Source organism: Streptomyces seoulensis (assembly GCF_004328625.1).
GTDB lineage: Bacteria > Actinomycetota > Actinomycetes > Streptomycetales > Streptomycetaceae > Streptomyces > Streptomyces seoulensis.
In genome coordinates, this window is record NZ_CP032229.1 from 2,052,432 (window position 1) to 2,065,951 (window position 13,520).

A 13,520-nucleotide genomic window follows, 5' to 3' on the forward strand; every position below is an offset into this window, starting at 1 on the left:
GGTCGCTTGGGAAAGGCTGCGCTGGTCCGGCACCGGACCTCGCGGACAACCCTCACCGACTAAGGGATGCGATGACCCACTCCCCCGACCGTGACCCCATACCCGGCCCGAGACGCCTGGCGCGCCTGACGCTGGCCGCCGGCGTGGTAGCCGCCCTCTGCGCGGCCGGCCCCGTGCCCATGGCGCTCGCCGCCGACGCGCCGCCCGCCCAGGCCGCCGACCCCGGCGCCAAGCCCGCGCCCCGCAAGCTCGGCGCGGACGACGCCGACCGGCTGGCGGAGGCCAAGGCGGACGGCGCCAAGAGCGTCACGATGATGATCGCCACCGCGCCGGGCGCCACCGGACAGGTCGCCTCCCAGCTCGACGCCGCCGGCACCGTGGGCCGCACCTTCGACAAGGTCGGCTACGTCCGCGCCACCGTCCCGACCACCAAGGCGGACTCGGTCATCGCCGCCGCGGCGAAGCTCTCCTCGGTGCAGGCGATCGACCTGCGCCAGGAGATCCCGCTGGACGACCCGGCGCCGGGCGCGGACACCGCGAAGGACGCCAAGAACGCCCGTACGGAGGCCACTTACCCGGCGCCCGGCAGCAGGACCCCGGCGAAGAACCCGTACAACCCGTCCTTCGAGACCGGTGCCGTCGACTTCGTGCAGAGGAACCCGAAGGCGGACGGGCGCGGGGTCACCATCGGCATCCTCGACTCCGGGGTGGACCTCGGCCACCCCGCGCTGCAGAAGACCAGCACCGGTGAGCGCAAGATCGTGGACTGGGTCACCGCCACCGACCCGGTGAGCGACGGCGACGGCACCTGGCGGCGGATGACCGCGGCGGTCTCCGGCCCGTCCTTCTCCGTCGGCACCGGTGCGAACGCGGAGACCTTCAAGGCCCCGGAGGGCTCGTACAAGTTCAACTACCTGTACGAGTCCGCGACCGCCGGCGGCGACATGAAGGGCGACCTCAACCGCGACGGTGACACCACCGACGCCTGGGGCGTGCTGTACGACCCGGCCACCGGCACGGTCCGCGTCGACACCGACGACGACCTGGACTTCACCGACAACCCGCCGATGAAGCCGTACAAGGACGGCTACCAGATCGGCTACTTCGGCACCGACGACCCGACGACGGACGTCGTGGAGCGCATCCCGTTCGTGGTCGAGATCCGCAAGGACGTCGTCTACAACGCCTCGGGCGCCAAGGCCGACTACGTCAACATCGGCGTCATCGAGTCCGAGCACGGCACCCATGTCGCGGGCATCACCGCGGCCAACGGGCTGTTCGGCGGGAAGATGAACGGTGCCGCGCCCGGCGCCAGGATCGTCTCCTCGCGCGCCTGCACCTGGTCCGGCGGCTGCACCAACGTCGCCCTCACGGAGGGCATGATCGACCTGGTGACCAACCGGGGCGTGGACATCGTCAACATGTCCATCGGCGGTCTCCCGGCGCTGAACGACGGCAACAACGCCCGCGCCGCGCTGTACACCCGGCTCATCGACACCTACGGCGTCCAGCTCGTCATCTCGGCCGGCAACTCCGGCCCCGGCGCCAACACCATCGGCGACCCCGGCCTGGCCGACAAGGTCATCTCGGTCGGCGCCGCGATCTCCAAGGAGACCTGGGCGGCGAACTACGGCTCGGCGGTGACGACCCCGTACGCGCTGATGCCGTTCTCCTCGCGCGGCCCGCGTGAGGACGGCGGGTTCACGCCGACCATCACCGCGCCCGGCGCCGCGATCAACACCACCCAGACCTGGCTGCCCGGCTCCCCGGTCGCCGAGGCGGGCTACACCCTGCCCGCCGGCTACTCGATGCTCCAGGGCACCTCGATGGCCTCCCCGCAGGCCGCCGGCGCCGGCGCGCTGCTGCTCAGCGCAGCCAAGCAGAAGAACATCGACCTCACCCCGGCCGTGCTGCGCACCGCGCTAACCTCGACCGCGCACCACATCAAGGGCGCGCAGGCGTACGAGGAGGGCTCCGGCCTGATCGACGTCGTGGACGCCTGGACCGCGATCCGGCTCGGCGCCTCGGCGCACGAGTACGACGTCAGGGCCCCCGTCGACACCGCGCTCGACGGCGCCCTGAAGACCCCCGGCTTCGGCACCGGCCTGTACGACCGCGAGGGCGGCCTGAAGTCCGGCCAGCGCAAGATGTACGAGGTCACGGTCACCCGCACCACCGGCGCCGACCGCGCGGTGTGGCACCTGCTGAGCTTCGCCAACGACCCGGAGCACACCTACCGCGTCGTCGGCAGCCCGCTGGTGCGGCTGCCGCTGAACCAGCCGGTCACCGTCAAGGTCGAGGCCGCGCCGAGGTCGGCCGGGCTCAAGAGTGCGATCCTGCGCGTGGACGACCCGCTGACCGTGGGCGTCGACAAGCAGATCCTCACCACGGTCGTGGTGGCGAGCCCGGTGGACTACGCCCGCTCCTTCTCCGCCTCGGTGCAGCGCAACAGCACCCGGTCCTACTTCCTGACCGTGCCCGAGGGCGCGAAGTCGCTGGAGGTGGCCATCGGCGGCCTGAAGTCCGGCAGCCAGACCCGCTTCATCGCCATCCACCCCTACGGGACGCCGGTCGACAACACCAGCACTCCGTACTGCTACAACAACTACCTCGACGGCAACGGCTGCAAGCCCGACGTGCGCTCCTACGCCGACCCGCAGGCCGGTGTCTGGGAGGTCGAGGTCGAGGCGCGCCGCACCTCTCCCCTGCTGGACAACCCCTACCAGCTGGACGTCTCCGTGCTCGGCGCGGTCTTCGACCCGGAGACCGTGACGGTGCCCGAGGCCAAGGTGGGCGTCCCGGCCACCGCGTCCTGGAAGGTCACCAACAAGTACGCCGCGCTCGACGGCAAGCTGACCGGCGGCCCGCTCGGCTCCGCGAAGGCCGCCCGCCCGGCGATCAAGGAGGGCGAGACCGCGACCACCACGGTCGACGTCCCGGCCGGCGCCAAGTCGCTGGACGTGGCCATCGGCAAGGTCTCGGACCCGGCCGCCGACCTCGACCTCGCGGTGTACGACGCCGCGGGCAAGCTGGTCGGCCAGTCCGCCGACGGCGACTCCGAGGAGGCCGTCTCCATCGTCTCCCCCGCCGCGGGTACCTACACCGTCCAGGTCGTGGGCTACTCCGTCCCGGCCGGCTCCACCGACTACGACTACCGGGACGTGTTCTTCTCCGACACCCTCGGCGCGGTCACGGTCGACGGCTCCCCGGTGAAGCTCGCCACGGGCGCCTCCGCCACGGTGACCGGCCAGGTCACGGCCGCCGCCGAGGCCCCGGCGGGCCGCGAGTTCTTCGGCCGCGTCCAGCTCGTGAACGCGCGCGGCACGGTCGCGGGTACCGCGAGTGTGCAGATCGGCAAGGTCACGCCGTAGCGGTGTGAGTCTCCGGCCGAAGGGGCGGGTGTCCTGGTGGGCGCCCGCCCCTTCGGCGTGTGCGGCGTGCGTCACACCTCCGTATGGCGGTGGGCCGGACGGGCAGGGGCCGGACAGCACGGCTTGCGGCCGACGGGTCCGGGGGAGGGAACTTCTACGGCCGCTCCCCGCGCGGGACCGCAGGTCCGCAACCGTTCGTCCGGCTACGGGTGTCCCTCACATCGGGCACATCCGTACAAAGGATTGGACACGCGGCCCTGTGTCGGCCGCATGATGGAAAAGTGCCGGTCAAGCAAGTGACCCGGTACTGGGACAGACAGAGGGAGTCGTCGTGAGGGTCGGAATCGTCGGAGCCACCGGTCAGGTCGGCACGGTCATGCGCAAGATCCTCAAGGAGCGGGACTTCCCGGTCACCGAGCTGCGCCTGTTCGCCTCCGCCCGCTCGGCCGGGACCGTGCTGGACGGCGTCACGGTGGAGGACGCCTCGGCCGCCGACTACTCCGGCCTCGACATCGTGCTCTTCTCGGCCGGCGGCGCCACCTCCAAGGCGCTCGCGGAGAAGGTCGCCGCGCAGGGCCCGGTCGTGATCGACAACTCCTCGGCCTGGCGCCGGGACCCCGAGGTGCCCCTGGTGGTCTCCGAGGTGAACCCGCACGCCATCGCGGACCGCCCCAAGGGCATCATCGCCAACCCGAACTGCACCACGATGGCCGCGATGCCGGTACTGAGCCCGCTGCACGAGGAGGCCGGGCTCGAGGCGCTGGTCGTCGCCACCTACCAGGCGGTCTCCGGCTCGGGTCTCGCGGGCGTGGCCGAGCTGCACGGGCAGGCGCAGAAGGTCATCGCCGACGCCGACAAGCTGACCCACGACGGCGACGCGGTGGACTTCCCCGAGCCGGGCGTCTACAAGCGCCCGATCGCCTTCAACGTGCTCCCGCTGGCCGGCTCCATCGTGGACGACGGTCTGCACGAGACCGACGAGGAGCAGAAGCTCCGCAACGAGTCCCGCAAGATCCTGGAGATCCCCGGACTGAAGGTCTCCGGCACCTGTGTGCGCGTCCCGGTCTTCTCCGGCCACTCCCTCCAGGTCAACGCCCGCTTCGCCCGCCCGATCTCCGTCGAGCGCGCGACCGAGCTGCTGGCGCAGGCGCCGGGTGTCGCCCTCTCCGAGATCCCGACCCCGCTCCAGGCGGCCGGCCAGGACCCCTCGTACGTGGGCCGCATCCGCACCGACGAGACGGTGGACAACGGCCTCGCCCTGTTCATCTCCAACGACAACCTCCGCAAGGGCGCCGCGCTCAACGCGGTACAGATCGCGGAGCTGGTGGCGGCCGAGCTGAAGAGCTGAGCCCGCTTCGAGAAGGGGCGCGCACCGGTTCCGGTGCGCGCCCCTTCTGGTGCCGGTGACCGGCGGCATAAGGACATCGCGTTCGCGGATCTCCCGTGGAAGGATGGCGCAACCCACACATAACGAGGAGATGACCGCGTGCCTGGCACAAACCTGACTCGGGAAGAGGCGCAGCAGCGGGCCGACCTGCTCAGCGTCGACTCGTACGAGATCGATCTCGACCTTTCCGGCGCGCAGGAGGGCGGGACCTTCCGGTCCGTCACCACGGTGCGCTTCGACGTGGCCGAGTCCGGCGCCGAGTCCTTCATCGACCTGGTGGCACCGGCCGTGCGCGAGGTGACGCTCAACGGGGACGCGCTGGACCCGGCGGAGGTCTTCAAGGAGTCCCGGATCGCGCTGCCCGGTCTGCTGGAGGGCCGCAACATCCTGCGGGTGGTGGCCGACTGCGCGTACACCAACACCGGTGAGGGTCTGCACCGGTTCGTGGACCCGGTCGACGAACAGGCGTACCTGTACACGCAGTTCGAGGTGCCGGACGCGCGGCGCGTGTTCGCCAACTTCGAGCAGCCGGACCTCAAGGCGACGTTCCGGTTCACGGTGACCGCGCCCGAGGGCTGGACCGTGATCTCCAACTCCCCGACGCCGGAGCCCAAGGACAACGTCTGGGCGTTCGCGCCGACCCCGCGCATCTCGACGTACATCACCGCGCTGATCGTGGGCCCGTACCACTCGGTGCACAGCGTGTACGAGAAGGACGGGCAGTCCGTGCCGCTCGGCATCTACTGCCGGCCCTCGCTCGCCGAACACCTCGACGCCGACGCGATCTTCGAGGTCACCCGGCAGGGCTTCGACTGGTTCCAGGAGAAGTTCGACTACGCGTACCCCTTCGAGAAGTACGACCAGCTGTTCGTACCGGAGTTCAACGCGGGCGCGATGGAGAACGCGGGCGCGGTGACCATCCGCGACCAGTACGTCTTCCGGTCCAAGGTGACCGACGCGGCGTACGAGGTACGGGCGGAGACGATCCTGCACGAGCTGGCGCACATGTGGTTCGGCGACCTGGTCACCATGGAGTGGTGGAACGACCTGTGGCTGAACGAGTCGTTCGCCACCTTCACCTCCATCGCCTGCCAGGCGTCCGCGCCCGGCTCGCGCTGGCCGCACGCGTGGACCACGTTCGCCAACTCCATGAAGACGTGGGCGTACCGGCAGGACCAGCTCCCCTCCACGCACCCGATCATGGCCGAGATCCGGGATCTCGACGACGTCCTCGTCAACTTCGACGGCATCACGTACGCCAAGGGCGCCTCGGTGCTCAAGCAGCTCGTGGCGTACGTCGGTGAGGACGAGTTCTTCCGGGGCGTGCAGGCGTACTTCAAGCGCCACGCGTTCGGCAACACGCGCCTCTCCGACCTGCTGGGCGCGCTGGAGGAGACCTCCGGGCGCGATCTGAAGACCTGGTCGAAGGCGTGGCTGGAGACGGCGGGGATCAACGTCCTGCGTCCCGAGCTGGAGACCGGCGCGGACGGTGTGATCACCTCCTTCGCGGTCCGCCAGGAGGCCCCCGCGCTCCCCGTGGGCGCCAAGGGCGAGCCGACGCTGCGCCCGCACCGCATCGCGATCGGCTTCTACGACCTGGACGACGCGGGCAAGCTGGTCCGGGTGAAGCGGGTCGAGCTGGACGTGGACGGCGAGCTGACGGCCGTGCCCGAGCTGACCGGTGTCCGCCGGCCGGCCGTGATCCTGCTCAACGACGACGACCTGTCGTACGCGAAGGCCCGCATGGACGAGGAGTCCCTCGCGGTCGTCACCGAGCACCTCGGTGACTTCGCGGAGTCGCTGCCGCGCGCGCTGAGCTGGGCGTCGGCGTGGGACATGACGCGGGACGGCGAGCTGGCCACCCGTGACTACCTCTCGCTGGTGCTGTCCGGCATCGGCAAGGAGTCCGACATCGGTGTCGTGCAGTCCCTGCACCGGCAGGCCAAGCTGGCCATCGACCTGTACGCCGACCCGGCGGCCCGCGAGACCCTGCTGACCCGCTGGACCGAGGCGACCCTCGCCCACCTCCGCGCGGCCGAGGCGGGCAGCGACCACCAGCTGGCCTGGGCGCGCGCCTTCGCGGCGACCGCCCGGACGCCGGAGCAGCTCGACCTGCTGGAGGCGCTGCTGGACGGCTCCCGGACCGTCGAGGGCCTCGCCGTCGACACCGAGCTGCGCTGGGCGTTCGTGGAGCGCCTCGCCGCGGTGGGCCGCTACGACGAGGCGGAGATCGCCGCCGAGTACGAGCGCGACCGCACCGCCGCCGGCGAGCGCCACGCGGCCACCGCCCGCGCGGCCCGCCCCACCGCCGAGGCGAAGGCGGAGGCGTGGGCCTCGGTCGTCGAGTCCGACAAGCTCCCCAACGCCGTCCAGGAAGCGGTGATCATCGGTTTCGTCCAGACCGACCAGCGCGAACTCCTCGCCCCGTACATCGACCGCTACTTCGACTCCGTCAAGTCCGCCTGGGACTCGCGCTCCCACGAGATGGCCCAGCAGATCGCGGTCGGCCTCTACCCGTCGGTCCAGGTCTCGGAGGAGACCCTGCGCAAGACGGACGCCTGGCTGACGGCGACTGAGCCCACCCCGGCTCTGCGCCGCCTGATCTCCGAGTCCCGCGCGGGCGTGGAGCGGGCGCTGAAGGCCCAGCGGGCGGACGCGGCTTCGGCGTGACCGAGTAGCAGCACGAAAGGGGCGCCCGGCACTGTGCCGGGCGCCCCTCCTTGTCGTTACGACCGGCGCTCCCCCGCATCGCACACCGGGGCGGCCTTGAACACAGTCCAGACCGTTTTACCGGGGTTGTGGGCGGTCACCCCGAAGTCGTCGGCCAGCGTGCGCACAAGCCGCAGTCCCCTGCCGCCGGTCTCCTCTGCCCCGCCCTCCTTGACCACCGGCACTCCCCCGCCGCTGTCACGTACCTCGATGCGCACCGAAGCATCGTCAACCGTGAGGGCGAGCAGGAACTCGCGCCCCGGCGGCACCCCGTGCAGTACTGCGTTCGTGGCCAACTCCGAGACGCAGAGGCGGATGTCGTCCTGCCGGTCGCGGTACCCCCACTCCTGAAGGGTCTCGACGGCGAAGATGCGGGCAGCTCCGACGGATCTGCGAGCGCGGGGGAATCGTCGTTGTCGTAACAGGGGCATGGAGCACCACCTACTTGCGCCGAGGTACGAGATCGACCGAACCGTACCACATTCACGAAAAGCAGACAGGTACTCTGAGAGTAGTCGGCCGAGACGGTTCGCCTAACGTGTAGACCGGCAAGCCCCGATACAGGAGGACAGCGTGAGTGACAGCAGGTGGGTCAGTTCCTCGATGCCGTATCTGACGCCGCGGGATCGGGGGCAGTCCGATACGTGGGGCGCGGAGGCGGTGGCTCGCGGCGGGAAAGGTGGCCAGCGGATCGTGCATGCCGGCGAGGTGCCCGCATCGGACGAGGTCGCCGATCTGCTCGGGGTAGCTGCCGGAGGTGCGGTGGTTGTACGTCGCCGGATCATCGAACTCAATGGTCGCCCTTGTGAGTTGACCGACACCTACTACCCGGCTGCCATCGCTCGAGGTACCCGCCTCGCCGAACGGGGCAAGATTCCCGGTGGTGCGGTGACCCTTCTCGCCGAGCTCGGCCACCGTGGCGCCCGCGTGCGCGAAGACGTGACAGCCCGGATGCCCGGCCCGGATGAGCGCGAGGCCCTGCATCTGGAAGCCGACGAACCGGTCCTACGTTTGAGCAGGCTCACCTTGAACGACGCCGACCAGCCCATCCAGGCGGACCTGATTGTCATGCCCGCCCATCGTCAGCAGCTTCGCTACGAGATTCGGATCGGATGACCGTGCCCATCAACGACTCCGGCGCTCTCGATCGACGCTCCCTGCACGAGCGGATCGCCGCCGACCTGCGCGACGAGATCATGAGCGGCGACCTTGCAGCGGGCGCCAGCCTGCCGTCCACCGTCCAGCTCAAGGAGCGCTTCGCCGCCTCCAACGCCACCATCCAGAAGGCGTTGCAGATACTGAAGGACGAACAGCTCGTCATCGGCCGGGCCGGAGCAGCCGTCACCGTCCGCGAGCACCGGCAGCGCACCATGCGCCCCGCTTCGTACATGGCCCCGGCAGCGCCGGGAAGGCCGTACCGCTGGCTCACCGAGACGGCGAAGCGGGGAACGCGGGCCCACAGCACGCTGCTGGACGTCCGAGAGGCACCCGCGCCTGCCGACGTGGCCGCCGCCCTGCGGATCACCGGCGACGAAACGGTGCTTCTGCGTCAACAGCTCCTCACCCTCGACGACGAGCCCGTGGAACTGGTCAAGTCGTACTACCCGATGGCCATCGCAGGAGGTACCGCCATCACGGAGAAGCGGAAGATCAGAGGCGGCACCCCGGCACTCCTGGCCGAACTCGGCTTCCCACCCCACACCAGCGTGGACCGGGTCTCCGCGAGGGTTCCGACGCAGGAGCAGTACCAAGCGCTGAGGCTGCCCAGCGATCTGCCTGTGCTCCGCACCCTGCGTGTGGTGTTCAGCGACGACCGCCCCGTCGAAGCGACCGTCATGGTCAAGGCAGGCCATCTCTACGAGCTTCAGTACGAGTTCTCCGCAGAGTGAGTGGGTCAGTCCGGCGCGCCCATGTGCTCAAGTAGCGCCTTCTCCAAGGCTGTTGGCGTGGGGGACTTCGCCGACCAGGCGACGTAGCCGTCCGGGCGGATCAGGACGGTCGCTGGGCCGGGCCATGCGGAGGTGGTGAGGTGGGGCCGGCTGGGGTCCTCGTAAGGGGTCTGCGTCAGCAGGACGAAGTTGCCCGGCCGCAGAGCCTCGTAGAGGCGGGTGCCGGACGGTAGCGGGATGTCCGGGGCTCGCTTGCCGGTGAGGCCGTGGCCGTATGAGTAGCCCAGGCCCGTTACCTGGTGGAGGGCTCTGCGGCGTAGGGCGGGGAAGTGGGTGACCGACTTCGCCAGGAGCGTCCGGAGTCCCCGCGTCCAGGGGCGGTGCGCCATGGCCAGGCGGATCAGGGCGCCGCTGCTGCGGAGGACGGTGCGGCCCACCGGGTGGCGTTCGGTGTCGTACGTGTCCAGGAGGGACGCGTCCACGCGGCCGGAGAGCACCGCGGCCAGTTTCCAGCTCAGGTTCGCCGCGTCCTGGAGCCCCGTGTTCATGCCCTGCCCGCCCGCCGGGGAGTGGACGTGGGCGGCGTCGCCGGCGAGGAAGACGCGGCCCACGCGGTACGCAGGGGCCTGGCGTTCGTCGGCGTGGAAGCGGGACAGCCAGCGCGGGTCACGCATGCCGTGGTCCCGGCCGAGGGCGGTGCGGACGATGTCCCGGATCTCGGCGAGGTCCAGCGGGGCGTCGTCGGGGACGTCGTGCGAGCGGTGCCAGCCGACGACCCGGTGGTAGCCGTCGCCGAAGGGGATCAACAACGCGAAGGCGTCGCCCGTCGTGCCCGCGGTGAGCAGGTCCGGCGGGTCCTCGGAGAGGCGTACGTCGGCCAGGACCACCGAGCGGATGACCGACCGGCCGGGGAAGGGCAGGCCCACCGCCTCGCGTACCGCGCTGCGCATGCCGTCCGCGCCGACCACGTACGCGGCCCGCAGCGGCTCCATGCCCCGCCCGAGGACCGTCACGCCGGACGCGTCCTGGGTCAGTGCGGTCACCTCGGCCTCGTGGACGAACGTCGCGCCCGCCTCCCGCGCCCGGCGCTCCAGTACCCGTTCCACCTCGTACTGCGGGATCACCAGGACGTGCGGGAAGCGGGTGGGCAGGCCGGAGAGGTCGAGGGTGAGGCCGTCGAAGAGGCCGAGCCGGGTCATGGGACGGCCGAGGGATTCGAGTTCGTCCGCGAGGCCCCGCATGTCGAGCTGCTCCAGCGTGCGGGCGTGCAGCGCGAAGGCCCGGGTGAGGTTGCTGATGCCGGGCGGGCGCTTCTCCAGCACGGTGACGGGGACGCCGGCCTCGGCCAGGTCACCGGCGAGAAGCAGTCCGGTCGGGCCGGAGCCCACGACGACGACGCCGTTGGTGCCTGCCATCCGCGGCTCCTCGGGGGAACGGGGGAACAAACACGCCGGGGGCGCCGTCCGTCCTCACGCGTACGCGGGCGGACAGGCGCCCCCGGCCGGGGACCAGGGGTCCGTCAGCTCTTGGAGGACGGCCGCGACTTGTCCAGCACCATCACCAGGCCGGCGATGACGACGAACAGGCCCACCGGGATCAGCACGTAGAGGCCGATGGTCTCCCAGGCGGAGAGACCGGGGCCGGGGTCGTCACCGTCGTCGCGGCTGAGCGCGAGCGCGGGGGACGACATGAGCAGCATCATCAGCGTCGTGCCGGCCGCCAGGGCTCCGGCGCGCAAGGCGTTCTTCTTGTCCACGCTCCCCAAGTTAGCGAACCGCCGTACCGGCCGCGCGTCCGGGGTGCCGTACGCACGGCCGGTACGGCCCCTCACACCCCGCCGTGCCCCAGCCCCGCCCGGACCGCCGCCAGCAGCGCGCCCAGCCTCGGGGACGCCGTCAGCTCCTCCAGCGGCACCGGACGCCCCTGGGGGTCGGACACCGGCAGGCGCCAGTTCGGGTACTGGTCCCAGGTGCCGGGCACGTTCTGCGGGCGCCGGTCCCCGATGCCGTCCGGGAGCCAGATGCCGACCAGCCGGGCCGGGGTGCGCAGCAGGAACCGGTGGAAGCCCTGGATCTCGGCCTCCTCGTCGCTGCCGGGCAGCCCGGCGGCCGGGGTGTCCAGCAGGCCGAGGCTGCCGAGCAGCGCCAGCCACTCGGCGGTGTCCGCGACCGCGTCCGCCCGCTCGTCGGCGCCGGACTTGATGAGCAGGCCGAGCTTCTCGCGCAGGTCGACGTGCTCGCCGGTGAGCCGGGCCGCCGTGGGCGGCAGGTCGTGGGTGGTCGCGGTGGCCAGGCAGTCCTCGCGCCAGCTCTCCGGGGGCAGCGGGCGGCCGTCGCCGGTCCAGTCCCGCTCGAACCACAGCACGGAGGTGCCCAGCACCCCGCGCCGCTGGAGCGTCTCCCGTACGCCGGGCTCTACGGTGCCCAGGTCCTCCCCGATCACCAGCGCGCCCGCGCGGGACGCCTCCAGCGCGAGCAGGGCGAGCATCGCCTCGGCGTCGTAGCGGACGTAGGTGCCGTCGGTGGGCGGGCTGCCCTCGGGGACCCACCAGAGCCGGAACAGGCCCATCACGTGGTCGATGCGCAGCGCGCCCGCGTACCGGAACAGGGCGCGCAGCAGCATCCGGTACGGGAGGTGGCCGGACTCCGCGAGCCGGTCGGGGCGCCAGGGCGGCAGGCCCCAGTCCTGGCCGCGCGCGTTGAAGGCGTCCGGCGGGGCGCCGACCGACATCCCGGCGGCGAAGTGGTCCTGCTGGGACCAGGCGTCGGCGCCGACCGGATGCACGCCGACCGCGAGGTCGTGCACGATCCCGATCGGCATCCCGGCCTCCTCGGCGGCCCGCTGGGCGGCGCGGAGCTGCCCGTCGGTGAGCCAGGCGAGCCGGGTGTGGAACTCGACCCGGTCGGCGAGCCGGGCGCGGGCGCGCGCGGTCTCCGCCGAGCGGGGGTCGCGCAGCGGCTCGGGCCAGGTCCGCCAGTCCGGGCCGTGCTCCTCGGCGAGGGCGTACCAGGTGGCGTGGTCGTCGAGCGCCTGGCCCTCCTCCGCGCGGAACGCGTCGTACGCGGCCTGCCGGCCGGGGCCGAGCGGGACCCGTACGACCTGCTCCAGCGCCTGGCGCTTCAGCTCCCACACCGCGTCGCGGTCGATGAGGGCGCCCTTGTCGAGCACGTCGGCGCGCAGCCGCTCGGCGCGCTCGCGCAGCCGGGGGTTCAGCTCGGCGTAGGAGTACTCCGGCACGTCCTCGACGCGCAGGTGCACCGGGTCGGGGAAGCGACGGGAGGAGGGGCGGTACGGGGAGGGGTCGGTGGGGGCGCCGGGTACGGCCGCGTGCAACGGGTTGACCTGCACGAATCCCGCGCCGTGGGTGCGCCCGGCCCAGGCGGCCAGCTCGGCGAGGTCCCCGAGGTCGCCCATGCCCCAGGAGCGGTGGGAGAGCACGGAGTAGAGCTGGGCGAGCAGGCCGTAGGAGCGGCCCGCGGGAGCGGGGAGACGCTCGGGGGCGACGATGAGGTGAGCGTGGCCGGTACGTCCGTCGGGGGCCGTGACGGTGACGTGGTGGACGCCGGTCGGGAGGTCGTCGACGGAGGTGTGCCGCTCGCCCTGCTCGGTGTCGATCTCCAGCCGGGTGCCGGGCGGCAGGACGTCGAAGGGGTCCGGGAGGGCGGGGGTGCCGGTGCCCGCGACGGGCTGGCCGGTCCAGCGGACCACGGTCGGCGGCAGCAGCCGCTCCCGCAGCTCTCGCTCCCGCTCGACGAGGGCGGCACGGACGGCGTCCGGGGTGCTCGCGTCGACGTCCAGGGCGGCCAGGGCGGCGATCACGGCGGGGGCGGGCACCGCGACGATGATCTCCGGGGAGGGGCTGTAGGAGGTGGCTACACCGTGCAGCTCGGCGAGCGCGCGCAGCTCGTCGTCGTCCAGCGCCGCGGCCATCTACTCGGCCGGGCCGAAGCGGACCGGGACGGGGTCGGCGTCACCGGTGAGCGGGACGACGTCGGCGAGCGGGGGCTCGCTGGTCAGCGGCTCGGCACCGGGCAGCGGCGGCTCGCTGGTGAGCGGCGCCTCCACACAGGCGCTCTCCGCGCTGAACGCGCGGTCGGCGGGCGTCTCCGCCTCGGGTTTCCACTGGGCGGGCAGGAACAGGTGAGCCGCTGCGGCCACGGGAGC

Annotated in this window: 10 protein-coding genes; 5 read left to right on the top strand and 5 right to left on the bottom strand. The window is 71.8% G+C overall.

Annotation, left to right across the window (positions count from 1 at the left end; all coding sequences use genetic code 11):
- Positions 1-71 precede the first annotated feature (71 nt).
- The 3 genes from D0Z67_RS09580 to pepN all read left to right on the top strand — a co-directional run bounded on the left by D0Z67_RS09580 (position 72) and on the right by pepN (position 7,428).
- The gene (locus tag D0Z67_RS09580; RefSeq protein ID WP_031182298.1) at positions 72-3,371 is read left to right on the top strand and encodes a S8 family serine peptidase; all 3,300 of its coding nucleotides are present in this window, start codon (positions 72-74) and stop codon (positions 3,369-3,371) included.
- A 331-nt stretch (positions 3,372-3,702) separates the two neighbouring features.
- Positions 3,703-4,719, top strand: a complete 1,017-nt coding sequence (locus D0Z67_RS09585) for an aspartate-semialdehyde dehydrogenase (protein ID WP_031182299.1) — start codon at positions 3,703-3,705, stop codon at positions 4,717-4,719.
- Between the two features lie 138 nt (positions 4,720-4,857).
- Positions 4,858-7,428 (top strand): aminopeptidase N, encoded by a 2,571-nt coding sequence (pepN, locus tag D0Z67_RS09590; protein ID WP_031182300.1) that lies wholly within the window; start codon positions 4,858-4,860, stop codon positions 7,426-7,428.
- 56 nt (positions 7,429-7,484) lie between these two features.
- Here pepN and D0Z67_RS09595 read toward each other — a convergent pair whose 3' ends face one another.
- Positions 7,485-7,898 (bottom strand): ATP-binding protein, encoded by a 414-nt coding sequence (locus D0Z67_RS09595; RefSeq protein ID WP_031182301.1) that lies wholly within the window; start codon positions 7,896-7,898, stop codon positions 7,485-7,487.
- 142 nt (positions 7,899-8,040) lie between these two features.
- On the opposite strand from D0Z67_RS09595, the gene D0Z67_RS09600 reads away from it, so the two are divergent.
- Positions 8,041-8,583, top strand: a complete 543-nt coding sequence (locus D0Z67_RS09600) for a UTRA domain-containing protein (protein ID WP_031182302.1) — start codon at positions 8,041-8,043, stop codon at positions 8,581-8,583.
- Positions 8,580-9,356, top strand: a complete 777-nt coding sequence (locus tag D0Z67_RS09605; protein ID WP_031182303.1) for a GntR family transcriptional regulator — start codon at positions 8,580-8,582, stop codon at positions 9,354-9,356. The genes D0Z67_RS09600 and D0Z67_RS09605 overlap by 4 nt, the downstream gene beginning before the upstream one ends.
- Positions 9,357-9,361: 5 nt before the next feature.
- Here D0Z67_RS09605 and D0Z67_RS09610 read toward each other — a convergent pair whose 3' ends face one another.
- From D0Z67_RS09610 to D0Z67_RS09625, 4 genes are all read right to left on the bottom strand, one after another.
- Positions 9,362-10,771: an FAD-dependent monooxygenase gene (locus D0Z67_RS09610; protein ID WP_031182304.1), complete on the bottom strand. Its 1,410-nt coding sequence runs from the start codon at positions 10,769-10,771 to the stop codon at positions 9,362-9,364.
- A gap of 104 nt (positions 10,772-10,875) precedes the next feature.
- Positions 10,876-11,112 (bottom strand): hypothetical protein, encoded by a 237-nt coding sequence (locus D0Z67_RS09615; RefSeq protein ID WP_031182305.1) that lies wholly within the window; start codon positions 11,110-11,112, stop codon positions 10,876-10,878.
- Between the two features lie 71 nt (positions 11,113-11,183).
- Positions 11,184-13,286 (bottom strand): 4-alpha-glucanotransferase, encoded by a 2,103-nt coding sequence (gene malQ, locus D0Z67_RS09620; RefSeq protein ID WP_031182306.1) that lies wholly within the window; start codon positions 13,284-13,286, stop codon positions 11,184-11,186.
- Positions 13,287-13,514 (bottom strand): hypothetical protein, encoded by a 228-nt coding sequence (locus tag D0Z67_RS09625; protein WP_031182307.1) that lies wholly within the window; start codon positions 13,512-13,514, stop codon positions 13,287-13,289.
- Positions 13,515-13,520 lie beyond the last annotated feature (6 nt).

Excerpts from the sequence above, each read along its gene's own strand:
- D0Z67_RS09580 (WP_031182298.1), top strand. The coding sequence starts at position 72 with ATGACCCACTCCCCCGACCGTGACCCCATACCCGGCCCGAGACGCCTG.
- D0Z67_RS09595 (WP_031182301.1), bottom strand. The coding sequence starts at position 7,898 with ATGCCCCTGTTACGACAACGACGATTCCCCCGCGCTCGCAGATCCGTC.
- D0Z67_RS09605 (WP_031182303.1), top strand. The coding sequence starts at position 8,580 with ATGACCGTGCCCATCAACGACTCCGGCGCTCTCGATCGACGCTCCCTG.
- D0Z67_RS09610 (WP_031182304.1), bottom strand. The coding sequence starts at position 10,771 with ATGGCAGGCACCAACGGCGTCGTCGTCGTGGGCTCCGGCCCGACCGGA.
- malQ (WP_031182306.1), bottom strand. The coding sequence starts at position 13,286 with ATGGCCGCGGCGCTGGACGACGACGAGCTGCGCGCGCTCGCCGAGCTG.